A 24,564-nucleotide genomic window follows, 5' to 3' on the forward strand; every position below is an offset into this window, starting at 1 on the left:
CTCCATCCATCTGAAGTGTGCTGCAAACTGTACAGTCTATGATTTACTCTCCTTATTTACTTCGCCTGCTTCACTCCGCATACCGTACACTTACACGTTCCCCTGCCTGCATCTCAATACTCACCAGGCCATCCGAATCCGGCTCCACCAATAGCCGGTCTTCTCCGCGCGTAATCTCCAGAGGGCGTTCTGCCAGAACCCGGCAGACTCCCCCAAGATGAGCGATAACCTCCGCTTGCCCGAGAACGCCGGCGCTCCAGGTCAGGTTCACCTCATAGCCGCCGCGGGCGCGTAGTCCCTTCACCCGTCCTTCGCTCCAGCTTAAAGGCAGGGCGGGCAGCAGCTCCAGAACTCCCTGGTGGGATTGCAGCAGCATCTCGGCAATACCGGCTGTAGCCGCGAAGTTCCCGTCAATCTGGAACGGCGGATGAGCATCGAACAGGTTCGGATAGACCCCGCCGCGTTCATTGTTAACGGCCTCCGGCTGAACCAGCGTCAGCAGGTTGGAGATCAGCTGCTTGGCGCGGTCACCCTGTCTGAATCTGGCCCATAGTCCGATTTTCCAGCCCAGGCTCCAGCCGGTTCCACCGTCTCCGCGAATCTCAAGCGAGGTTCTTGCTGCTTCATACAGCTCGGGAGCTAACTTCTCCGTGATCGACCTGCCGGGGTAGACCCCGACCAGATGGGAGACATGGCGGTGATGCACATCCTCATCCTCCATATCCGCCGACCATTCCTGAAGCCGGCCTCCGGCACCCACCTTGAGCGGCAGCAGCCGTGCGCGGGCGGTCTCCAGCTCAGCTGCGAACTCCCCGTCCAGCTCAAGCAATCCGGCTGCAAGGCTGCAGTTCGTGAACAGCTCCGCGATCAGCGACAGATCCATGGTTGCCGCTTCGCTGACGGCATACTTCTTGCCGCCGTCTACGATTTTGTGCTCAGGAGAAGTGGATGGTGAGGTAATCAGGTGCCCCTCCGGGTTCTCAATCAGCCAATCCAGGCAGAACAAGGCCGCTTCCTTCATCACCGGATACGCGGTCTCCCGCAGATAAGACAGATCGCCGCTGAAGGCATAATGCTCCCACAAATGCTGGGTAAGCCATACCCCGCCCATCGCCCAGGATGCCCAGACCGGATCTCCGTCGCCGTAGCCGCCAACGGGAGCCGACTGCGCCCAGAGATCGGCGTTATGATGGGCTACCCAGCCGCGCGCGCCATAGTTAATCCGGGCCGTCTCGCTGCCGTTGACCGCCAGCCTCCGGGTATAGTCAATCAGCGGCTGGTGCAGCTCGGACAGATTGCAGATCTCCGCCGGCCAATAATTCATCTCCGCATTGATATTCAACGTGTAATTACTGCTCCACGGCGCCCGGGTGTCCTGATTCCAGATGCCCTGGAGGTTCGCCGGCTGTGTGCCGGGACGGGAGCTGGCAATCAGCAGATAACGGCCGTAATGGAACAGAAGCTCTACCAGCCCCGGATCATTGCTGCCGTAGGCGGCAATTCTCTGATCGGTCGGCATGCCCTCTGGGGCCAGGCTCTCTCCCAGATGCAGCTCTACCCGGTCAAACAGCTCCCGGTGATCGTCAACATGACGGCTTAGTAGCCCAGCATAAGGCTCATTGATGATCCGCTGTACCGCCCCAGCAGTCTGCTGCCGTACATCATAATCCGCCTTCACTGTACCGGACTGCGCATCGAAGGAGGTTGCCGCACTGAAGTATAGAACCGCTTCCGTTGCGCCGGTAACTTGTATACCATCAGCACTAGCTTCCAGTCGGCCTCCAGTCTGGACCGCAGCCAGACGGCCGTGGAACTTCAGACTCCGGGGGGACTCTCCACCGTAACGAACCGGCTCATCGACTTCGTAATAGTTCGGTGCCACATATTCAGGAGCATGTCCGCTAATCGTGTAGTGCTCTCCATCTGCTTCCGAACGGTGACGGAGCGGACTGTCCAGCTTCGCCCGGAAGCTGAGCCGGTGCGCCTCGCTGGCCGTTAAGCGGACAATGATCGCCTGGTCCGGGTGAGAGGCGAAGACCTCCCGGGTATACCGGACACCACCGATTACATAAGAGACGGTACCTATACCCGTGGACAAGTCCAGCTTCCGGCTATACTCCCCGTCTATGGTCTGCCCGTGCTCCATCGTAAGCAGCAGATCCCCGAACGGCAGATAGGACTGGGCGTAGGGGCCCATCATTTTTTTGCATAGTTCATCCGCTTCTTCATTCCTACCTTCTGCAATCAGCGCCCTAACCTTAGGGAGAACCTCAAAGGCCCCCGGATTATTCCAGTCTGTCTTGTACCCGGACCACAGCGTGTCCTCATTCAGCGCCAGACGCTCCTTCTCAATGCCGCCAAAAATCATGGCTCCCAGCCGTCCGTTCCCCACTGGAAGCGCCTCCACCCAAAAAGTGGCAGGGGTATTAAATGAAATATTCATTGCGCAGCTTACCTCCATACACCGTAATTTCTAATCTGGCTGAACCCTTCCATCCTGATAAATCCTGATAACCCTTTCATTATATAGGCATCTGTCAGGAAAGACGAATCCGCAGGGTATACTCAAGCGGAGTGATGAGCGTTACGATGACCTTAAGGCAGCCGTCCGGGTAGCTCATCCCGCGGATATCGGCCAGGTGATGCTCATGACAGCCCTGCTCTAGCTCCATCCAGTCCTCCCCGGAGCTGTAGCGCAGCGTCCCGGCAGTCCAGAAGGAAGTCTCGCTCATCCCCGGCACCGGCGTCAGCGCGGAGCCTTCAAGTCTGCCCTCGCTGCCGAAGAGCAGGACGATCTGGGTCAGCACATCTGCCGGAGACGGCGTTGAGAAATGCAGATCCCAGCCCGCTTCCCACTCGCTTACCTTCACGCAGACACTGCTGGTCTGGTTATGGGTAAGCGGCCGCTCGCCATGAGGCAACAGATACCACGGGCTGGCAGGAAAGCCGGTGCGCGGAGGCAGCTTATCTGCGGGAATAGTGCCGTAATACCCCTTCCCAGCTACAGACTCCAGACGATAGCCGCCTGAAAGCTCCGTCAGCGTATCCATCGTAATCAGTCCCGGCCCGAAGCTCGAAGCCAATTGAACCCCAAGCAGCGTTGCCCGGCCGTGCCGCAGCGAGAACAGCGAGGAGGCCTCGGTCATCACGCTTACACTGGTCTCTGCGCTGCGCACCCGGGCAACCGGAGCGCCGAATTCCGTATGCTGCTTGCTGTGGCGGACAGGTCCGCCGTAGCCGTCCTGCCCGATCAGGCCGATCAGCTCCTGACGACCCCACGCGCCATTGATTACCTTGCGGTAGCTGTCCGGCAGTTCTCCCGGCGCGACTGAAGCCGCCTGCATCTGCGGATAGAGCAGGAACCCGAGCATAATCTGATTGGGCAGCGAACCCGGATGTATAACCGAGCGGCTTGCCAGCTCCGCAAGAGCTGCGAATTCCGGGTCACGGTCATGCTCTGCCATCAGCTGATAGCACAGATAATAGTCAGCCAGCGAATAGACGCTGCCGAAATCCTGCCGCCCCGAATAATCGGTGACCACCTCACCGTCCGGGTGAACCAGATATTTCATCATCCGCAGATTCAGGCGCACAGGCTCCAGAAGCTCAGGACGGTTCAGATCCTGCGCAGCGTAATAGAGCATAATGTCACTGACCGTATTGTAGATTCCGTTACTCCGCTCCGTCCATTCGCCGTCCGGCGTAATGTCCATCCCCTCCTGAAGCCATTCCCCGGCTCTTGCCTGTAACTCCTCCAGGGCAAAAATCCGGTACAAAGACCCCAGCGCAGCAGTCAGCACCCAGCGGTGATTCGGGGTATGTACACCCCCGGTCAGCATCGCCGGAATCGTCCGCACAAGGAAGGTTCTAATCTGATCCGTCACCGGCTTCAGCGGCGGCCAGCTTTCCCGCTCGAGCAGCGTGAGGATATTGGCTAATCCGACCACCACGAACGCCGTATCCGGCGGTGAATGATAATTCGTCCAGCCCGGCGAGATCGTGCCGTCCTCATGCTGGAACCGCAGCATGAACGACATCCCCTCATGCAGCTGCTCCAGGAGCACCAGATCCCGGTAATACCGGGACTGCTCATTCACCAGCGCAGCCGCCCATGCCGCCAGATACTGGGCCGTGCCAGTGTGATTCGGCCAGGCTACGCCGCTCAGCGGATCACGCACGCCCCCGAAGTACCGGCTCTCCCGGTCACTGATCTGCAGCTCCATGGATTCCGCTGTCCATTTGTCATTAATGTCCGTTATCTTCTTGAACATCTGCTCGACTCCCCTATCTGCCAGCCCTGTTAGGGCATGATTTATACTGAACCTGCACCTGCACCAGCCAATACTGTTTCAGCCCATAGCTTCAACCCTTCACGGCCCCGGTCATCACACCCGAGACGAAGTATCTTTGCAGCCATGGGTAGACCAGCAGAATAGGCACCGTGGCGAACACTACAGTAGCTGCCTTCAGACTCTCCGGCACAACCGTGCTGATCGCATTCCCCTCCATTCTCATCATATCGGTTACCTGGCTGTTCTGGATCATATGATAGAGCTTAAGCTGGAGCGGATACAGCTCCGGCTTCGTGATATACATCAGCGTGTCCTGGAATCCGTTCCATCTGCCGACTGCATAGAACAGGCTTAAGGTAGCAAGCACCGGCATGGATAACGGCAGAATGATACGGATCAGTGTCCCGAACTGGCTGCTGCCGTCGATCTCTGCGGACTCCTTAAGCGCGTCAGGAATACCGGCCAGAAAAGAAATCAGAATAATCATATAGAAGGGGCTAATAAGTCCAGGGAGAACCAGCGCCCAGATCGTATTGAGCAAATGCAGCTCCCGTGTCAGAATATACTCTGGAATAATACCGCCGCTGAAGAACATGGTGACGACAATGATGAACATGAAGATTTTACGGCCCTTCAGATCCTTCTTCGACAGGGCATAGCCCGCCGCAACCGTCATCATCATGCACAGCGCTGTGAACAACACCGTCAGGAATATCGTGAAGGCCAGCGAGCGGATCATCGCAGCATCACTGAACACTTTTTTATACGCCTCAATGTTGAAGTCCATAGGGAACAAAGTAACTCTGCCCGAAGCAATCGGGACCGTTCCGCTGAAGGACACCGCGAGAATATGCACGAACGGAATCAGACATGCCAGCACCGATAAGGTTAAGCAGATCACAATCCATGTATCAAACGCCTTGTTAGCTGCTCTTTCATTCATAATGTACACTCCCGATCCAAAGGTTGATTAGAGGATGCTCTCGTCTGTAAGCTTCTTGGAGATATAGTTCGCCGCCAGCAGGAACAGAAGTCCGACCACCGCCTGGAACAATCCAACCACCGTAGCCAGCGTATACTGCCCCGATTCCAGACCGATCCGGTAGACAAAGGTACTCAGCACATCCGAGTATTCCATAACGGCAAGGTTACCGATGACGAACGGCCGCTCGAAGCCAATCGAGATCATGTTGCCCAGATTAATGATCAGCAGCGTAACAATCGTCGGCTTGATCCCCGGAATCGTAATATGCAGAATGCGCTTGATTCTTCCGGCCCCATCGACCTCCGCCGCTTCGAACAGCTCTTTATTGATGCCCGCGAGTGCTGCCAGATAGAGAATCGTCCCCCAGCCTGCGCTCTGCCAGACACCAGTCAGCAGGTAAGTGATCAGCCAATAATTTTTGTCAGAGAGAAAAGGAATGGCATCCAGCCCCAGGCTCGTTAACAGGTTGTTAATCATCCCGGACTGCTGGCCAAAGAGCTGATACACAATCCCGCCGATGATTACCCAGGAAATAAAATGCGGAATATACAGAATCGTCTGAGACAGCTTCTTGAACCAGACCACCTTCAGCTCAAACAGCATAATGGCAATAATCAAGGGGGCGGGAAAAGAAACGATCAGATCCAGAAAGTTCAGCATCAACGTGTTGCGTAAGGTTATATAAAAGTCCTGATTCGCAAATACCTCGCGGAATCCGTCAAGACCAATCCATTCACTGCCACCAATGCCTTTGAAGAAGTTGAAGTCCTTGAACGCAATCTGCACACCGTACATTGGACCATATTTGAAAATAATAAAGAACAGGATGGGTAAGACCAGCAATGCGTACATCTGCCAATTTCTGCGGAAATAACGGGTATATCCCACAATGATTCCTCCTCCACTGTGCCCCTGAGGCTGTAAGGGGAGCAGCCAAGACCAGCAGCCCTGCCGCTCCCCTCCCTCACGGACCTCAAATTCAATTATTTCTGCTCGCTGTAGGCAGCCTTGCGTTCATCCAGAATGGCCTGTCCGCCGCTCGACATGTAGTCCTTCAGCATACTCTCATAGGTGACTTCGAATTCGCCAGGGGAGACCATTGTAGATTTCACCATCAACTGCTTGATTTTATCGCTAAGTGTCGTGCCGTATTTGCTCTCGGCCTCAATCGGACGGCTGGTGAACACCGGCTCAATCGGGTTAGTGGTGGAAATATTCAGTGATTTCGCGATGATATCCTGATACTGGGTGCGGAAGCTCTTCACGAAGGCCTCATTATTCTTCTCCTGGCTCTCGAAAATCCGTCCGTTCGCAATAATCCCGATATCCCCGCCGCCTGACAGCTTGTTCGAGGATTCGGCAGACAGATCCGGAATGGAGACCGGCACGCCGTCTTCCAGCTTGTAATGCTCGCCTTCAATCCCGTTCTGGATATATTGCAGATGACCATCTGTAGACATCCAGTCCAGATACTTGATAGCTTCCACCGCATGCTTGCTGGACTTCGGAATCATAATATACATCCCGTTCGGAGCAGATACCGGCTTGGCCGTCTTCCCCTCGCTGTTCGTGAACGGATCAATGGCGCTCAGTACCGCCTTCGGGTTATTCTTCGTCAGAACATCATAAGTACCGTCAGGGTAGAAGATCGCATCGTTATCATCGCTGAATGCGCCCACAAGCCCGTTCCCGATATTCTGTGTAAGGGTCTCTTTATTCTCATCCAGGGCAAAATCCTTGCTGATCAGCCCTTCGTTATACAGCTTGTTCATATATTGAATGGCATCCTTGAATCCGGGCAGCAGAATCGGGTAGTCCCGGGAGCTCAGGTTCTGTGTAAGCTCGAAGCGCTCCTGCTCACTAACCGGCTTGATGAAGGACCAGACCAGCGAATCATACTGCGCTGCAGCAATCGTCATGCCCAGTGGAATCACCTTGCCGCCGGTCTCACCCGGATCTTTGGTCTTGAAGGCGGTCAGTGTATTGTATAACTCCTCTGAGGTAGCCGGAACGGGAATCCCCAGCTTATCCAGCCAATCCTGACGGATGAAGGAAGCATATTTACCTATCGTAGAGCGTTTGGCAGGAATGCTATACTGGACGCCATCGTATTGGCCGTAGCGCAAAGTATCCTCGCCAAGGAACTTGGTCAGGTTCTGTCCGTGTTCCTTCAGCAGCGGAGTCAGATCCGTCAGCCCGCCCTGCTCGGCATATTTGTTGAAGGTCCCGGAGTCATAGGTGAAGACGATATCAGGGACATCGGTTCCGCTGGCCATCAGAACATTAAGCTTGGTCACTTCTTCCGAGCGGGGGATAGGGACGAATTCCACATCGATATTATTCGCCTTGCCGAAATTCTCTTTAACATAATTGGTGAGGAAATTATCGGATGCCGTAACACCGGCCGGCGCATTGCCACGGTCAAAAATTTCGATCTTCAAGCTGCCGGCTGGTGCTGCACCGTTGCCGCTTGCTTCATTGGAATCTTTAGACGAGCATGCAGACAATACCATGGATGACATAAGAACCGCTGAGAGACCGAGAGCCAACTTTCTTTTACCGTTATCATTTGTCATATTTCCTACCACCTATCCCTTTCGAATTCTGATTTCAATCAGCCTGTTGTCTCTGTATGATGCTTACGGCTTGACCATGTGATGAATTATTACATCGTTTGCGTAATTCGACAATATACATGTTTCTTATTGAATTTTCATGAAAAAACCAATGAAATTGCAGCATTTTTCATTTCGAATATACAATTATCGTAGGAATGCTTCACGAGAATTGTATCCTTAAACCTAATTATATAACATATATATAACACTATTTGTTATATAATTTCCGGATCGTTGAACCCTACCAACCCCAATAATCAAAAAAAGCGCAAACCCGGAATCAGCTGAAGCCGGATTTACGCAGTGCTTATTCATCTTTATGGAGCTTCGATTTGCGGTAATCCCCCGGGGTCATGCCCGTAATACGCTTAAAGACCCGTCCGAAGGTAATGGAATTAGCATATCCAATCTGCAGGGCAATATCCTGTATGCTCTCTGAAGTCGTCTCCAGCAGTTCCTTGGCCTTCATCAGCCGCTGCTCTGCGAGAAAGTCCACGAACTTCATATTGAATTCTTCCTTGAACAGGTAGCTGGCGTATTTCGCAGAGATCTGGAACCGTTCGCTCAAATGATTCAAGGAGAGATCAGGATTGGCATAATGCTCTTCAATATAATGCTTAACCTCGGTAATCATCACCCGGTGGCTCTTAAGTTCATTGACCGACACATAGACATGGTAGGTTTCATTCAGCCAGCCGGTCAGCAGCTCCCGGATCTCTTCAAGATCGGTGCTGCCCCGGATACGTTCCCGCAGACCGCCGCTCCATGCTGCCGCGAGCTGACGGTCGAGTGTCTCCGCTATGCCCTTAAGCTCCTGCTCCAGTGCCTGCAGCAGCACTTCCAGCAGCATATAAATCTCTTCGTCCTTCAGGCGGTCCTTGCGGAAGGAATCGAAGATTTCGTCCAGCCGGATTCGCCAGTTCTCGCCCGAGAGGCGGAATTCACGGACCAGCTGGGTGAAGCTCCCGAAGTATTTATAGCTCTGTAGTCCGGAATCGTCCCTCCCGTCCACCATATGGACTGCCGCAATATCTGTTCCCAGGGCCAGCCTGTGACTCAGTACCTCAGCCGCTGCCGCGTATGAATTCTTGATCTCCCGCCAGCCCCGGACGACCGGCCCCACTCCGAAGGTCAGGGATACCCGCAGATTATCCATAATCCAGCGGTGGCAGTCTCTTGCCAGCTCCAGCATCGTATCGCTGTCATCCTTCACCGGCTGGAACCGGAAGCCAATAATAATCCCCAGCCGCTCCCCGCTGATCCATTCGGCCCACGCCTGAAGCTGCCTATCTGCCATCAAGTCCCCCAGTACATTGGTTAGGGCGAATTTCAGCAGATTCTGATCTTGAGCAGGCAGCGCATGCAAGTCCTTCTCCCGGTTCAGCTCGGCTGCGAATACAACGAAGGCTTCGAACTCCCTGGTGCCCTCAAAAGGGTCCAGCGACTCCAGCCGCTCTGCCGCATCCTCCAGCCGCTGTCCGCTGAGGAAATCCTGGAACAGCTCCCGGCGCTGAATGACCAGATTCTCGTAGCGTTCCCGCTCATAGTCGGTGGTGATCTGTACCAGGCGGTCCAGCGCGTTATGCATCAGGGCCAGCTCATCGGAAGCTACGGCAGGCGCGGCATTCTGGGCCGCAGGCTGAAGTCCTTGAATCCGCACCATCAGCTGATGGATGGGCCGGTAATTCCGCCGGGTGATGTAGATGATGTACACTATGCCCAGCGCAATCGTCAGCAGCCCGAGAATGAACCAGATGTAGGAGATCACCGAGATCCAGTCGAATAAGCGCCCGGCCCGCAGCCCGCTCTCGAAGGTCCAGCCCAGATTCTTCGCCTCGACCTTCGAAAGCGTTCTGTTATTCTGACCGTCTGCGGCGGGAGCAGAATCATAGATCGGTGTCCCCGAGACATCCTTGATCCGCAGGAAGGACAGTTCCCCACTCGTTAAGCTGTCCACCAGACGCTCTATGCGGTACACACTGACATTAATAACAATGTAACCGTCGGAGCCCCAAGGAATCGGCAGCCTGCTGGCCTGGCTGATCACCGGCCGCAAGTCCTGAGAGTTCCTGGGCTGAACCATCCGTACAGCGCTCCACCCCTGCTGCTGCTTATTCGCGGAGAGCTGCTGCAAATATTCCGCCTCCAGCCCCTGGCCCTGTCCCGGATTCACGTATCCGCTCTGGCCCAGCATCAGCTTGTCCTTGTTACGGTAGACATAGATCGAATCAATCAGGCTGAAGCGTTCAGATAGCCGGTTCATGCTCTGCACAATTTCATACGAGCTTCCAGCCGGTGAGTCCGTGCCGGAGGGCGCATCCAGGAAGTCATTATAGGAATAGTTATTTCCGATCTCCTGCAGCACGCCCAGCTCTATATCATTCAAGGTCCGCTCCACCGTATCCGCCACATAGCGGGTGGATATGTAATTGGCCTTCTCCGTCTCGCTGCGGGACAGCTCCGTAATGACCATGAAGGCCAGGAAGATTAGAACAGTGACTACAAGCAGGAAGACAGGGAAGTATGAGAATAGCATCCGACTATACCAACTGCGCTTCATAGAGCTTCCCCCTTCTTCTTATTCAGACTGCTGCTTCTTATGTGAAATGGAGCTTACCTTGTACAGCAGCAAAGCGCCGAGCGCGGCGCTGACCGTACAGGAGAAATACATTAGTCGCGGGCCGCCGCTATCCAGCAAATACCCGTTCAGCAGGTTCCCGGCAATGCCTCCAAGCCCCACAAACACCATATTGAACAGGCTTTGTCCTGTGGCCTGCAGCTCTTTGCCCGTAATGGAGGCCACATATTCCACAGCTGCAATGTAAAAGAAACCAAAAGACATACCGTGCAGCGTCTGGACACCTATCATAACACCGGGAACAGGAATGAGCCATTGGATCGCCCAGCGGAGCATGTAGACAACGGAGGCCAGCATCAATGTTTTCTCATAGCCGTACTTCTTCAGAACGCTTGCGGCCACGAGCATGGCCGGAACACTGGTAATGGAAGCAATCATCAGGGCGATGCCTGACCATGCGAAGCTCCCGCCCGCCATCTGGAAGGTCAGGACAAAGAAGGAGTTGAAGGCCGTAAGCGTCTGATTCACCAGAAAACAACCGGCGAGAAACAACAGAAAGACCCGGTTGCCCAGCAGCTGCCTGATTCCGCTGGTGAAGGTTACGTGATGCGTCCGCCGCTCCACATTCACCGGGATGGTAATCACGAGCAGAAGGGCAAGCAGGTTGAAGAGCAGGAAGGGAATCCACAGCTCTGTAACTCCCATCCAGTTCAGATACAGTCCGCCGAAGTACCCTCCCAGCGCCGTACCGATACTGCCGAACAGCCGGATGGTCCCGAACGAGGTGCCTGCGGCTGAAGCTGCATTCACAGCATAAGCGTCGGCAATCGGCGTCTGGGTGCTCTGAAAAATCGTATACAAGCTGTATACCAGCACAATGACGACAAGCCATTTTACATTGTAGAAATAGACTATGGTGCCGGGAACAATTAGGGTAAGCATTAGTACCAGTCTTGTTCGTTGATAGTGGTCCACCAGAATTCCCCATAACGGCTGAAACAGAATCGCCAGCAAGGTGCCGAATGCCATCATGATTCCAATCCTCTGGCTCGTCATGCCCTGATGAACCAGAAGAGAGGTGACATACGGGTTGAAGCTGCCCCCGGCCAGACCTGTGAACAGATACAGCCCGCGCATCTTCAACAGGACCTCGCTCTCCTTGCTGCCTACAGAGAATCTCCTTATACTTGTTCCGCGTCTCATCTTCATACCCTCAATTCTGCCCGGTTCCTGCGTTCAGCCTGCTTCGGGCCGCCGCCGCAGCACCTATCGCTCCCGCCTGATTGCCGAGCACCGCCTGCCGGATCAATAAAGATTGCTCAGGAGTATACCGGCTGACCCGCGCCGCAACCTCCTGCACATAGCCCGGGTTCTTCTCCACGACACCGCCGCCGAGAATGACCAGCTCCAGATCCAGCGTAATCGCTATATTCTTGACCGCCGCCGCCATCTGTTCATACGCATGATCCAGCAGCGCAAGTGCTGTCTCATCCTGCTGCTGCGCCGCTGCAAATACATGCTCCGCCCGGACCGCATCGCCCTGCGCCAGCTCTCTTATCAATGAACTACTGTTGTTCCCGTGCAGCCTGGCAGCCGCCTTCGCTCCAATCCCCGTGCCGGATACCTCCATCTCAAAAGGGCCGAACTCACTGTACTCCGAATCAGCAGCGGCATTAACCGCTCCCGGCTCAACGATGAGATAGCCGATCTCACCCGCAGCGAAGCTGGCTCCCCGGTAGAGCTGGCCGTTCAGGAACAAGGCGCTGCCCACCCCCGTCCCGACTGTGATCATAATGAAATGCTCCGACCCGGCAGCCGATCCCGCTGCATACTCGCCCATAGCTGCCATGTTCACATCATTGTCCAGCACCACCAGTCCGGGATAATAAGCTGCAATTACCGGACGAATATCTGTGGTTGCAGGCCAATTGAGCGCCGGTGCGCTGGTCAATGTGCCGGTGCGCTCATTCATGACTCCCGGGAACCCGATGCCCACTCCCTTCAGAGAAGCGAGCGTAGTGCCGTTACGTTTGCAGAATTGCTCCAGTTCGGCGAATAACCAGCGGAAGAACACCTCCGGCTCCCGGCTCAGCTGCGTCTCCACCTTGTACTGTTCAAGCACCGTTCCTTCTTCATCTGTGAGGCATAGCAGTGTCTTGGTGCCGCCCACATCAATTCCGGCAGTTAACATATTCATCTAGGATTCCCCCGTCATTCTATAAAATATATACTTATGCTCCTTATGCCCGCAGCTCACGAAAAGCCAACTGGACCGCGGTCTGGACCGCTCCAAGTACCACATCCTTGTCCCCGTGGCTGGAAGCAGCCAGCCGGGGCTTCCGTTGAAGCCCGCCCAGCCTGGCTTCCAGCCTCTCCAGCAGGATCTCTCCATGGCTGCCCAGTTCGCCTCCAAGAACCACAGTCGCTGGAGCCATCACTGTACAAATGCTGCCCACCGCCTCTGCAAGCAGATTGCAATAGGCCTCGATAATAGTCAGTGCCAGAGGCTCGCCTCTGCGTACTGCATCCCATATCTGCTCTGCCGGTCCTCCAGGTGTGGACAGCAGGTGCGCTGTATCACCTGCGCCTGTGTATTCTTTTGCCATCCGATAGGCCAGTTGCCTTAATCCGTCTGTAGACAACACATCCTCCAGCCTGCCTGCGCTCAGCATCAGATTGGCTAGCTCACCAGCACCGCCGCCAAGCCCCCGGTAGATTTCCCCGTGGATAATAAGGCCGCCCCCGGTTCCTGCGCCGATGGAGAAGTACAGCAGAGAGCCGCTTGCCGCCATACCCGAAGAGGCATACTCCGCCAGAGCCGCGAGGTTGACATCATTCTCCGTCACAATGGGTACGGGGAACAGCCGGGCCAGATTAGCCCTTGCGAGCACACCTTCACACCCGCGCAGCGGGGCAACCAGGTCAGACACGCTGCCATCTGCCGGGTCCACCACGCCTGGAATGCCGAAGGCCGCCGCCCGCAGCTTCTCCCGGGAGATCCCGGAATCCGCAAGCAGTCCCTCTATGCTCTGAACCAGGAAGTCTTGATATACCGCCTCTGTCAGCCCGCCCTCCGGCATAGACAGCTGCTTGTAATAGCAGAGCTCTCCGCTCATATCTGCGAGTGCTATGCGCAGGCTGCTCCCCCCCACCTCGGCCCCCAGGGTATAAAAGCATTTCGGGTTGAATTCCACTAGAGTCGCTTTGCGGCCCTGGGTATTCTCGGCTCTGCCGGTCTCTCTGACCAGTCCGCGTTCTATAAGATGAGCAATGGCCGAGGATACCGTAGGCTTGCTTAAGCCGGTATACCGGCTAAGATCCGCCCTGGATTGCGGTCCGCCGCCGATGATCCGGTCCAGAATCAGAAATTCATTCAGATTGCGCATGACCTTGGGGGTCCCGGCCGTTTGAATTCTCACGATTCATACTCCGTTCTATACATAGTTAATTAAGTTTACTAACTTAATATACAGTCTAATATACAGTCTTTCGGGCGATTTATCCAGCACCTAAAAAAATACAAAAATCCCCAATCCTCCTGCGGATCGGGAACGAGTGTCAGGCTATTTCAGCATTTTCTCCATATGCAGCACTTTGTGGAAGCCCGCCTGCGAGGAGAACAACCGGGTATTCTCCACCTTGAAGGTCCGGAAGCCTACCCGCTCATACAGCTTCTTCGCCAGCGGATTGGTATCGACAACCTCCAGCAGCACCTTACTGCGGTTCGCCTGCCGGGACCAGGTGAAGGCGGCTTCCAGCAGCCGGGTTCCGATTCCAAGCCCTCTGGCTTCACCAGAAACAACAAGCGGGTCAATGTGAATCGTGTCCTTAGAGATACCACTGTGGAACAGACGGTATACGCCGTAGGCTGCATAACGCCACACACCACCGAAGATACCGAATGTCTGCCTGAGCGACGCATAGTTTAGCGCGGCGAAGAAGCCGTCACCTTTTTCCAGACCGATGAATCCTATAACCCTTCCCTCACATAGCGCGTATAGACCGTTGTCATAACGCAGGCTGCGGCAGAGCACCTCCACAACCTCCTTCTCTTCACGGGTAAATATCCATAGGGCGCTGAATTTGAGGGCAAAAGCCTGATAGTATAGTCTGGCGACCTCGCGTTTCTGCACTTCATCCAAGCGGTCTACGATCTCTACTTGCAGTGTTGACATACCGGTTCCTCCTTATTGTTCCACTCCAGATGCTATCCGTCTTGGTGAACGAGCCCTCTTCACGGTTACCTGCCGTCCCCTTGCCCTGTTCTGCCAAAGCCCTGGAGGACTGTATTAACCAGCAGCTGCGGAGCGTCATTCTTCGCAAGATTCCCCTTCTGGATCTCCTGCCAGGCAACGAACAACAGATTATACATGACCGTTATGATCCAGTGGGCGGTCATTCCGGTACTCAGCAGACCGCGTGCCTGCCAACCCTCCACCGCTTCCCGCAGCGGCTGCTTGATCCGTGCTTCCTCGGCTACAATATGCGGGTTCTCGTCCACTGAGGCTGCAGAGCTGAGAAAAGACACCTTGCTGCCCAAAGGAATCAGCACCTCGAACACTTCCATCAGGAATGAGAGCATATCGCGCTCCTCTGCGGTAACGCCCCCAAGCGCTTCTTCCACCAGCCCGATCGCATTCAGCGCCAGCGCATCCAGCAGCAGCTCCCTGGTGGAGAAATAACGGTGCAGCGTCGCAATGCCGATCCCTGCGTGATCCGCTATCTCCTGCAGCGTAGCCGTCGGCTTGAGCGCCAGCAGCTCCGTGGACGCGTCCAGAATGGCCTTACGTTTGTTATCTTTAACACTGGTTTTCATGAATATAGTCCTGCCTCCGCTGTAGGATGAGTGATAGTTTTGTTAACATAATGATACTTTAGTTAATATAATGATATTTTTATCTATCATTTATGTTTATTTTATACCAGCAGGTTTGTGGTGTCAAATTATTCAAGGAATATCAAAAACCCCCTCAAGAAAGCTGAACGCTTCTGTACGGGGGTTACCTTTTCCTCCACAGGGAGGTTAGTTACCTATGGTTTATCTTCTTTCATTCACACCGAGTTGTTCCTTCAATGCATCCTGCAGAATCCGTGAGTAATTCACGTTATTTGTTGCTGCGAGGTCATCCAGCCATTTGGGAATAGTTAGTGTCTTTTTCACGGATCGCTCTGATATGGAACTCCGGTAAGGTGGCATGAACACCTCGATTAGAGCAGCCATTTTCCCCGTTCCTGCTGTGAGTTTATTGAGCGCATCAATACCAGAGGGAGCAGGAATCAAGTCGCCGTCTTCCTCCATCCCAAATAGGTGCAGCGCGAGACAATCTTTGGCCATTTGGAACGCTTCGTCTATATTCTGACCGCAGGTAATTGCACCAGGAAGATCAGGGAATTCTACAGTAATTCCATCTTCGTCTTGTTCAAAGGTCGCAAAATAACGGTAAAATTTCACTTTATCCTTCATGTGTATGATCTCCTTTCGATGGAACTATTGAAGTCCTGCCTGCTTGAGGATACTTATGATGGTTTTCTTCGGCAGATCTTTGTTAAAACCCCTTAAAAAGCTCCATTAAGCTTCTTAAGAGGTTTGAATGTACCACACAGGCTACTTCTCTTGGCACTCCATCCGCAGCACATGGAATGACTTGGGCTCAAGCTTATATACCATGGAGTTCGCGGTTTCAAGCGGCTCACGCTTAGGCGCGATATTGCGCGGAGCCTCAATAGAGTTCACTTCCGCTTCCTGCCCCTGCATGACATACGCCTCGCCGAGTCCGGTCAGGGACATCTCAGTCTCCAGCTCCACTCTCACAGTTCGCTCCAGCGTGTTCACCAGCTTCACGTAAAGGACTTGCTGCTCCTCATCATAAGAGACAGTGTAAGGAATCTCCTCCTGGTCATGCACCGTCTGCAGCACTTTCGTCCCCATCAGCGTACTGTATATTTGCTGCACGTAATAGCTTGGTGTACCGTAGCTGCTCTCCCCGTCGAACCAGATCATATCCGGTGACCACTGCGCGTAACCAAGTCTGGCGAACAACGGAGCATAAGAGGCCAGCACAACGATATCGGCATTGCGCTCAAGGCCTGTCAGGAATGCGGCTTCTGCCAGCGCAGCGCCCCAGCTGTTGAAGTGCGGCGCATTCATCCCGTTGCCATAGTGACCCGCATATTCCCCGGCGAACACCTTGATGTCTCTCGGATACTGATCATAGAAATGTACGTTCTCGCACAGCCATTCCGGCTTCACGTAGTAATGCTCATCGATAGCGTAGACGAAGTTTGGATTACCCTCGGCCCGCTTCCGGTAATATTCCCACGCCCGGGTGTAGTTGACCGAACTGACATCCGGCCCGGCGGAGCCGATGAGCTGTACAGACGGGTACGCCGCATGAATCGCCTGCTCGAACAGATCGTATCTGGTGAAAAAGTCTGCATGCTCCGTCTCCCACTGCTCGTTGCCGATCCCGATCATCTCCAGACCGAACGGTTCAGGATGGCCCATATCACTCCGCAGGCGGCCCCACTGAGAATCCACTGGCCCGTTGGCGAATTCCAGCAGATCCAGCGCATCCTGAATATACTCCTGGAAAGCCTCATCATGCACGCCCACATGCTCAGTAGACTGGAACTGGCAAGCCAGCCCGACATTCAGCACCGGAATCGGCCGTGCCCCCAGGTATTCACACAACAGGAAATACTCATAGAACCCAATCCCCAGGCTCTGATTATAATGACTGTATTCGCTCGTATACTGATTCTCTTCATTATTCCCGTGCAGCGCCCAGCGGCTGCTATTATTCCTGCGCTGTTCGGCGGCACCCACACTCCGCTTCCATTGATAACGGTTCTCCAGGTTATAGCCTTCAACAATACATCCACCCGGGAAGCGCAGGAAGCCAGGCTTCATCTCCTCCAGCAGCCCGACCAGATCCCGGCGGAACAGACCCAGCACCGCATCGGAGGGAATCATGGAGACGAAGTCGAAGCAGACCGTACCCGGAGCATCCAGCCGGATGACGAAATTCCCATACGATACAGGCTCACTGCTGCTAAGCTGCGCTGTATAGCGTGTCCACTCTTCCCCTACCGCTGTGGCGATGACAGCCTGTGCCATAACTGTGCTATTTTGCTCAACCGAAACTTCAATGCCCCCTGTATACCCCTCCGCTCTGGCATAGAAGGATACCTCATACGTAAGTCCCGGCTTCAGAGACACACCATCATAGGCTTTATTGGTAAAAGCGTTCTGCGTCTCCCCGGCGGTAAACGCCAGGTAATGGGGATTGACCTCATTCTGCGGATGCTCCGTCCCAATCTCCAGCGTGGCTCCGTATGCCTCTGCGGGATAAGCCGTCCAACCATAAAGGCCGTCATGACTCTCGCTGTAGCTCCCCCTGTCGCCCTGCGCCTTCATGAACTCAAAAGAACGGTTCTCAATCATCTCGGCATGCAGCCCGCCGTCCAGACCGTAGTTGATATCCTCGAAGAAGAGCCCAATCATCCCCTTGGAGATCGATACTCCGGATTTATCTGTAATTTGTATTTTCATTTATAAGACCTCGCTTCATAAAGAGTATTAACCCGCTCACAGATAAGAAATAATCGCAGACGTAATGCTGCTGTCGTAGCGGTCGGAGATGCCGAAGTCCATCTTTTTATAGGTCCAAGCGGCCCGGCCTATCTTGTATTGCTCGAACACTCCATGCACATCCTTATACCAGTTCACCACGCTCTGCGAAGGAGCTTGCTCAATAACGCCGTATTCCCCGCAGTACAGATACACATTCCGCTCCGCAGCGACATCGATGGCATTCTGAATTAGGCTTGTCATGTACGCCGGGCCCATCTCGTGGATACCTCCTGCATGAAGCCCCGAGCCGAAAGCGCCAATGGCTGCCGAAGTGCTCCGATAGTTCTCCAGGTCACCCGGATAGTCCATGCTGCTCTTAGGCATCTGCTCCACCCAAGCCGCACGCTGGTGCGTGAACAGGAACGGCTCATAGAAGTGGAAGGTGTAGACGATATTCTCATCAAAAGGCTGGTCCAGCAGCTCCAGCGTATGCACGCTGTTCCACTGGATACCGCCGACAACGATTTTGGTCCCCGGCGCATGCTTGCGGATCTCAGTAATCGTCCGGTGGGCCAGCGCATTCCAGCGGCTGCTGTCCTTCTCCACAATCTCATTCAACAATTCAAAAGCCACAGTGTCCTTATAGCTGGCATACCGGCTGGCAATCGCCTTCCACAGATTCAAGAACCGCTCCTGGAGCGCCGGATCATCGAACAGGGAATTCTCGGCCACGCTGTTGAAGGAGAAGCCCGGCGTCTTATGCAGATCTATAATGAGATTCAGCCCATGGGCAGCGCACCAGCGGATACAATTGTCGATATGCTTGAACCCGGCGTAAGTCTCGGCATTCCCCGTATCCTCTATCACTTCATAGTCTACCGGCAGCCGGACATGGTCCAGTCCCCAGGAGGCAATCGTCTCGATATCCTTCTCCGTAATGAAGCTATCATAATGTGTATGCTGATACGGACACTGGGACAGCCAGCCTCCGAGATTCACCCCTCTTGAATAACCGGTCCACTCTTTCATCATTATCATCCTCTCCGGCCTCAGCCTTCATTGTATACTCCTCTTGCTTACCTGCCTTAAGCATAGATAATCCCTGGCTGCAGGACAATTACACATCGTGCGTAAGTACTAACTTATTGTGCAATCCTCATTTACAAAAGGCACCCCTAGCTTCTACAATAGATCTATCTGCTGCGCAGGAGGTTCATATGAACATACACAATATCGGCTACAATCACAGCCATGACGCGGACTTCATCATCAACAGGCCCCAAGGGTCGGGAGACTATATGCTGCTGTTGCTGAAGACGCCGGCCATCTTCACTTTGGAGGGAAAGAGCCGGGTGACAGGTCCAGACTCCTTCATCCTGTACAGTGAGCATACGCCTCAGTTCTACCGGGCATACGGGTCACAGTTCACCAATGACTGGTTCCATTTCCGGCTGGACAAGCCGGGGAATGAAGCGCTGCTGGACCGTCTGGCGATCCCCAGGGATGAAGTCATTCCGATTGGTGACCTGAACGAGCTATCGATTATCATTAACAATTTGTGCTATGAGGCTTATTCCGAGAACCCGCATAAGGACGAGACCATCGAATTATATCTGCAATTATTCTTCATTAAGCTCAGCAACCGGATTCATTCGACCCAGAAGGAAGTCGGCAACACGCATTACAACAAGATGTCCATTATCCGCACCAAAATCTATAACCAGCCCTTCCTGAACTGGACCATCGATGGACTAGCCCACGAATTAACCATGAGCCGCTCCTGCTTCCAGCACTTGTATAAGGACTTCTTCGGTGTAAGCCCGATGTCCGACGTCATTACCAGCCGGATCGAACATGCGAAATACCTGCTCACCACCACGGACACCTCCGTCAAAAAAATCGCAGAAATGAGCGGCTACGCCAGCGAGATTCACTTCATGCGCCAGTTCAAGCAGCAGACAGGGCAGACGCCCACCCAGTACAGGGAGCACAAAAAATAACCCCACAAAGTGGGGCATTGCTTCGATACGTATAACCAACCAGACTGCTTATGGGCGGTCAGGTCGGGGTGAAGCCTGAATACAGGCTAGATTTTGTACAAAGTGACTTCATAATCTTCAAACACTGTCCCGATGATTCGCTCCACCACACTCCACTCCCCGTTCGCCAACCCGCAGCCAATGTTGTACGGAAGGGCCACAGACAGACCCTTGGCCTTGGCTTCGGTCTTCAGTGTAGCTAACGCTTTCTCCAGCGCAGCATAATCGGTATACCGGGTTTTGCTCCTTCCATAGTTAAGCTGGCCGAACAGATTCGCCGTGTACTTCGCGCCCGTCTGCACCAGCTGGCAATGTCCGAGCAAATCCTCTGGCGTGTGCTGGTCGCAATACTTTTTATATTCAGGATATAAATTCGGATAACGGTCCCGCAGAATCTTCGCTATCCCCGACCCCATCACCCCCTGACAATTCACCTGGTGCCCTAGAATATCTTCACTGGCTCTAATAGATCGCCGTTTACGATTTGGATGGTCATGGTTCTCTCCTTGTTGTTGTGACTTGGGTGTTTGGCAGATAGATTGAACTTAAAGATGTCCGTTCCGGGATAGTCGTGACTCCAGAGAATGTTTGGCCTTCCGGCCGCTGTTGTCCCCAGATTTCTTAATTTGAACTATATTAGCAGTAGAAATCCGGCGACAAAGGCGGACGCTACCGCTCCTCCAGCTCCAAAATTCTCCTCCGTCACTCTTCCCTATCCGAATAGTTTCAAGTTCAATCTATCTCATTCTTGTATTTAGAATTATATCATTTCCTTCTATATGAATCCTCCGCCCCCCTACACATACCACTTCCGTTGCGCCTCATACATCGTCCGGTACTCGCCCTCCATGCTCATTAGCTGCTCATGCGTGCCGTCCTGTACGATCCTTCCGTCCTTCATCACGAGGATTCGATCCGCGAGCTTCACGGAGCCTAATCGGTGGGACACGAGGACTGCGGTTTTATCCCGGCACAGGGCGGCGAAGTCGTTATACAGGCGGGTCTCCTCCAAGGGATCGATGGCCGCCGTAGGTTCATCCAAGATCATATAATCGCTGTCGCGGAACAATCCGCGCGCAATCGCTACACGCTGCCACTGACCGCCGGATAGATCCGTGCCGCCGAACTCCCGTCCCAGCATCGTATTCAGCCCTTCCTTAACCCCTTCACCGGATAAAAGCACCCCGGCCTCCTCACACGTGGATACTACTGCGGTATCATCTGCTGGTTTGGAATATTGGCTGATCCGCACATTCTCCCGTATAGTCTCATTATACTTGCGATAATGTTGAAAAACAGCCGACGTTCGCTCATAGCTAGTCCGCGAGGCCTCCACTTTCCCGTACCACACTTCCCCTGCCGTAGGCGGGTATAACCCCATAATGATGCGGCACAGCGTGGTCTTCCCGCTTCCATTCTCGCCTACAATCGCCAGTGTCTGCTTATTCGGGATGATCAGGTCAATCTCCTCCACCGCATTTCGGGTCGCCAGCGGATAGCGGAAGCGGACAGCTTTTAGCTCAATATCACTGTCTGCGGGCTTTGGCATGTTGCTGGTCCTCTGAACAGGTTCGTCGATGAAATCCAGAAAATTCTCAGTAGAGCCGATATTCTCCGTAGCCCAGGCGATTCTCTCGGTGATCAGCTTGTTCATGAACCGGTATAGACTGCCAATCGAAGCCAGCACCGCCGCAAAAGCTCCAATCGAAATCTCCTGCTTCATCACAGACACAAACAGCATGTATACGATCAGGCCGTAGCCAATAACCGTCACTATATTCAGTATGAGCTGAACGAGATGCTTGCGTACCTGCGTCCGGAGTACAATAGCGTTCAACCGTTGCAGGGCAGAGGTATACAGATTCTCGAAAAATGCAGTAGCCCCCAGCAACCGGGTCTCTGAGAGGTGCTTTTTGTCCGTCAAGCACTGTTCATAGTAGTCACTTTCCCGCCGGATCGGAGCAGATGCCGCCTCCAGATTCTTGAATGCTGACATCAGCACCCACTCAGAGAGCATCACCGGGACAAATACGACGACAATACTTAGCGCAAGCACTGGCTTAAGCGTGAACAGATACCACCCGATGAATACGAAATAAGTCGTATAGTAGAACAGAATGTCCAGCAAGGTCGTCCCGATCCAGATCAGCTTGCCGCTCCCGTTCACAGCCTTGTGGATATAATCCAGCCGCTTCGTGTCCTCGAATTCAGAGACCTGTAACGAATCTACTCTCTTAAAAATCATCAGATTCAGGTGCTTACCCACGCTTAACCCGTAAATCTCCTCATAACAGTTCCCGAGTCCATCCATGACATGATAAAACAGATACATAAGTGCCAGCGCGCCCAAGGACAGGAGAATCATCCTGAAGCCTATACTACCAGTAGCATATGCAGCCGCCGCATCCAAAAACCTTTGCAACAATAACACCTGCAGCACCCAGGACAACGCCTGGAGCAAGGCAACACCGATGTACGTATAAGACATCCCGGGATTCACCTGGAATAAAAGCCGCAGGCATCTGACCCCGTTGCTCAGGAATCCCTTCCCCTGTATTCTATCCATGCTGCACCATACTCTCTGCTTCATACCACGACTTCTGGCTGGCGAACATCTTCCCGTATATCCCGTCCGGGATTTCCAGCAATTGCTCATGGGAGCCCTGCTCCGCAATCCGCCCGTTACGCACCACCAGGATCTCATCCGAGATTCTCGCAGCGCCCAGCCTGTGGGTGATGTATATGGTGAACCGGTCTGCGCGGATGCTGCTGAACATTTCATATAGTCTGCTCTCTTCTATCGGGTCAAGGGCAGCCGTAGGTTCGTCCATAATATGGATGGCTGAACTGGAGTACAACAGTCTGGCTACCGCCAACCTTTGCCACTGCCCGCCGGAGAGGTCCAGACTGTTCTCTTTGATTTTGCCGACGTAAGTATCGAGACCGTATTCCAGCCCCTGGACCATTCCGCTCAGATTCATCTTGCTTATGCTATGACGGATTCGCTCTTCATCCAGCCTCAGGATATCCCCCAGCCGGACATTATCTTGGATCGTCAGCGCGTACCTGGCGTAATTCTGGAAGACCACAGCGATGATGCTTTTCAGCTCCGGGTAGCTGTACTCCCGCAGGTTCCTATTATTAATGTAGATTTCTCCCTCGTAGTTATCGTACATTCCGGTGAGCAGTTTGATCAGGGTAGACTTACCGGCCCCGTTCTCACCGACAATGGCATAGCTCTTCCCGCTAACCATGGTGAACGAGCATTGATTCAATATGTATCTTTCCGTATCCGGGTAGCGGAAGCTCACCTGCCTGAATTCCAGTGATTGAAAGACGAAGCCGTCTATCTCCATAGGTAGAGCAGCGGCATCCATCTTCTCACTGAGCCCGGCAAAAGCTGAGAAATCCTTCAGATACTCCTTCATCCGCGCATGCTCCTGCATCGTCTCGGCTAACTGCCAGGACATCCTCTGCACGAGACTGAAGATCGCGGTCACCAGCGAAATGTACAGGCCTATCGTTAGCTCGCCCAAGTGCAGCGCAGGCAACAGCAAGGCCACTATAATGATGCCGATCAGCAGGGCGATGATCGAGCCGCTTTTCAGATGAATGAAGCTTCGGATCTGTATCTTCTTCTCCACCGCGTACGTCTGATCATACAGCTTGTCGTACCGATCTCTGAGCGCCGGACTATATCCGAATAACGTGCGTTCCTCGGCATTTTCCCGGCTGGTCAGGATATGCGCCAGATCTGCGCTCCTCCTCCGTATCCGCTGCGCATCCATCCCCAGCACATAATTCGCCTTGCCCGTCTTCATGGCAATATAGAACAAAGGCACCGCAACCAGCACAATCACAATCCCCGTAATGAACGTGGACGACATCACAATCACAAGCAGCGAAGCGGTCCCGATCAGCAGATTCAGTCCACTCATTATATTGTTGAACCCGCCCATGAAATGACCTACCGGATCGCCGCACACCCTATGGATTAACTCTGCGGTCTCCTTATTCTCAATATGCTGGTACTCCAGCTGCGCCCGCTTGAGCACCATCTCCCGCTTCAGCCGCACATTCAGCCGATTACGCCCCGTCAGCTCAACCAGCTGCATCAGGCTGGGAAGCAGATGAGTAACGATCACATAACCCATAATCAGCGCAAGCGGCTTATAGATTAACGAATACTCCGCCCGGCCATTCACTATATGGGTCGCCGTGTTAATGAAATAAGCCATCACCAGCGTCTGATACGCAGGCATCAGGGCATCCACCAGCATATACCCCACCGCCGCCACCGTCTGCACCGGAATCACCCGCAGCGGAATCCCGATCAGATCGAATTCGGTATATTTTCTTGAAGTAAGCATGTAGTCTCCTTGTTGGAATGAATTATAAGCACGCCCCAACTCATAGTATCATTTCCATCCGGGAGGAATAACCTGTCAGATTATAGGGGTTGGGTAGAAAATAAAAATG

18 protein-coding genes are annotated in these 24,564 nt (G+C 53.7%); 1 reads left to right on the forward strand and 17 read right to left on the reverse strand.

Annotation, left to right across the window (positions count from 1 at the left end):
* Positions 1–70: 70 nt before the first annotated feature.
* The 14 genes from ACFSX3_RS18890 to ACFSX3_RS18955 all read right to left on the reverse strand — a co-directional run bounded on the left by ACFSX3_RS18890 (position 71) and on the right by ACFSX3_RS18955 (position 19,078).
* The gene (locus tag ACFSX3_RS18890) at positions 71–2,443 is read right to left on the reverse strand and encodes a glycoside hydrolase family 95 protein (RefSeq protein ID WP_209988430.1); all 2,373 of its coding nucleotides are present in this window, start codon (positions 2,441–2,443) and stop codon (positions 71–73) included.
* A 94-nt stretch (positions 2,444–2,537) separates the two neighbouring features.
* The gene (locus ACFSX3_RS18895; RefSeq protein WP_209988427.1) at positions 2,538–4,271 is read right to left on the reverse strand and encodes a hypothetical protein; all 1,734 of its coding nucleotides are present in this window, start codon (positions 4,269–4,271) and stop codon (positions 2,538–2,540) included.
* Positions 4,272–4,362: 91 nt separating this feature from the next.
* On the reverse strand, positions 4,363–5,235 hold the full coding sequence (locus ACFSX3_RS18900) for a carbohydrate ABC transporter permease (RefSeq protein WP_209988425.1): 873 nt from the start codon (positions 5,233–5,235) through the stop codon (positions 4,363–4,365).
* A gap of 27 nt (positions 5,236–5,262) precedes the next feature.
* Positions 5,263–6,129, reverse strand: a complete 867-nt coding sequence (locus tag ACFSX3_RS18905) for an ABC transporter permease (protein ID WP_209988557.1) — start codon at positions 6,127–6,129, stop codon at positions 5,263–5,265.
* Positions 6,130–6,260: 131 nt separating this feature from the next.
* Positions 6,261–7,853, reverse strand: coding sequence for an extracellular solute-binding protein (locus tag ACFSX3_RS18910; RefSeq protein WP_209988422.1), 1,593 nt, complete (start codon positions 7,851–7,853; stop codon positions 6,261–6,263).
* A 349-nt stretch (positions 7,854–8,202) separates the two neighbouring features.
* Positions 8,203–10,455 (reverse strand): helix-turn-helix domain-containing protein, encoded by a 2,253-nt coding sequence (locus tag ACFSX3_RS18915; RefSeq protein ID WP_209988418.1) that lies wholly within the window; start codon positions 10,453–10,455, stop codon positions 8,203–8,205.
* A gap of 18 nt (positions 10,456–10,473) precedes the next feature.
* Positions 10,474–11,676, reverse strand: coding sequence for an MFS transporter (locus ACFSX3_RS18920; RefSeq protein WP_209988554.1), 1,203 nt, complete (start codon positions 11,674–11,676; stop codon positions 10,474–10,476).
* Between the two features lie 10 nt (positions 11,677–11,686).
* Entirely contained in the window at positions 11,687–12,670 is a 984-nt protein-coding gene (locus ACFSX3_RS18925; protein ID WP_209988415.1) for an ROK family protein, read from the reverse strand.
* A gap of 43 nt (positions 12,671–12,713) precedes the next feature.
* Positions 12,714–13,892 carry an ROK family transcriptional regulator gene (locus ACFSX3_RS18930; RefSeq protein ID WP_209988412.1) on the reverse strand — a complete coding sequence of 393 codons (1,179 nt, stop codon included), beginning with the start codon at positions 13,890–13,892 and terminating at the stop codon, positions 12,714–12,716.
* Positions 13,893–14,036: 144 nt separating this feature from the next.
* Positions 14,037–14,648 carry a GNAT family N-acetyltransferase gene (locus ACFSX3_RS18935; protein WP_209988411.1) on the reverse strand — a complete coding sequence of 204 codons (612 nt, stop codon included), beginning with the start codon at positions 14,646–14,648 and terminating at the stop codon, positions 14,037–14,039.
* Positions 14,649–14,713: 65 nt separating this feature from the next.
* The gene (locus tag ACFSX3_RS18940; RefSeq protein WP_209988408.1) at positions 14,714–15,289 is read right to left on the reverse strand and encodes a TetR/AcrR family transcriptional regulator; all 576 of its coding nucleotides are present in this window, start codon (positions 15,287–15,289) and stop codon (positions 14,714–14,716) included.
* Between the two features lie 222 nt (positions 15,290–15,511).
* A complete protein-coding gene (locus ACFSX3_RS18945) occupies positions 15,512–15,937 on the reverse strand; it encodes a type II toxin-antitoxin system HicB family antitoxin (RefSeq protein WP_209988406.1) in 426 nt (141 codons plus the stop codon).
* Between the two features lie 141 nt (positions 15,938–16,078).
* Positions 16,079–18,025, reverse strand: a complete 1,947-nt coding sequence (locus tag ACFSX3_RS18950) for an alpha-L-arabinofuranosidase C-terminal domain-containing protein (protein ID WP_209988403.1) — start codon at positions 18,023–18,025, stop codon at positions 16,079–16,081.
* 36 nt (positions 18,026–18,061) lie between these two features.
* Positions 18,062–19,078, reverse strand: coding sequence for a glycoside hydrolase family 5 protein (locus ACFSX3_RS18955; protein WP_209988400.1), 1,017 nt, complete (start codon positions 19,076–19,078; stop codon positions 18,062–18,064).
* Positions 19,079–19,263: 185 nt separating this feature from the next.
* On the opposite strand from ACFSX3_RS18955, the gene ACFSX3_RS18960 reads away from it, so the two are divergent.
* Positions 19,264–20,046, forward strand: coding sequence for an AraC family transcriptional regulator (locus ACFSX3_RS18960; protein WP_209988398.1), 783 nt, complete (start codon positions 19,264–19,266; stop codon positions 20,044–20,046).
* A gap of 86 nt (positions 20,047–20,132) precedes the next feature.
* On the opposite strand, the gene ACFSX3_RS18965 is transcribed toward ACFSX3_RS18960, so the two are convergent.
* The 3 genes from ACFSX3_RS18965 to ACFSX3_RS18975 form a co-directional block, all read right to left on the reverse strand.
* Positions 20,133–20,501: an Appr-1-p processing protein gene (locus ACFSX3_RS18965; protein ID WP_379255757.1), complete on the reverse strand. Its 369-nt coding sequence runs from the start codon at positions 20,499–20,501 to the stop codon at positions 20,133–20,135.
* A gap of 380 nt (positions 20,502–20,881) precedes the next feature.
* Complete coding sequence (locus ACFSX3_RS18970) at positions 20,882–22,675, reverse strand: ABC transporter ATP-binding protein (protein WP_379313141.1); 1,794 nt, start codon at positions 22,673–22,675, stop codon at positions 20,882–20,884.
* The gene (locus ACFSX3_RS18975) at positions 22,644–24,455 is read right to left on the reverse strand and encodes an ABC transporter ATP-binding protein (protein WP_209988392.1); all 1,812 of its coding nucleotides are present in this window, start codon (positions 24,453–24,455) and stop codon (positions 22,644–22,646) included. The genes ACFSX3_RS18970 and ACFSX3_RS18975 overlap by 32 nt, the downstream gene beginning before the upstream one ends.
* Between the last annotated feature and the right edge of the window lie 109 nt (positions 24,456–24,564).

The sequence above is a fragment of the Paenibacillus rhizoplanae genome (assembly GCF_042684125.1).
Classification (GTDB): domain Bacteria; phylum Bacillota; class Bacilli; order Paenibacillales; family Paenibacillaceae; genus Paenibacillus_AQ; species Paenibacillus_AQ rhizoplanae.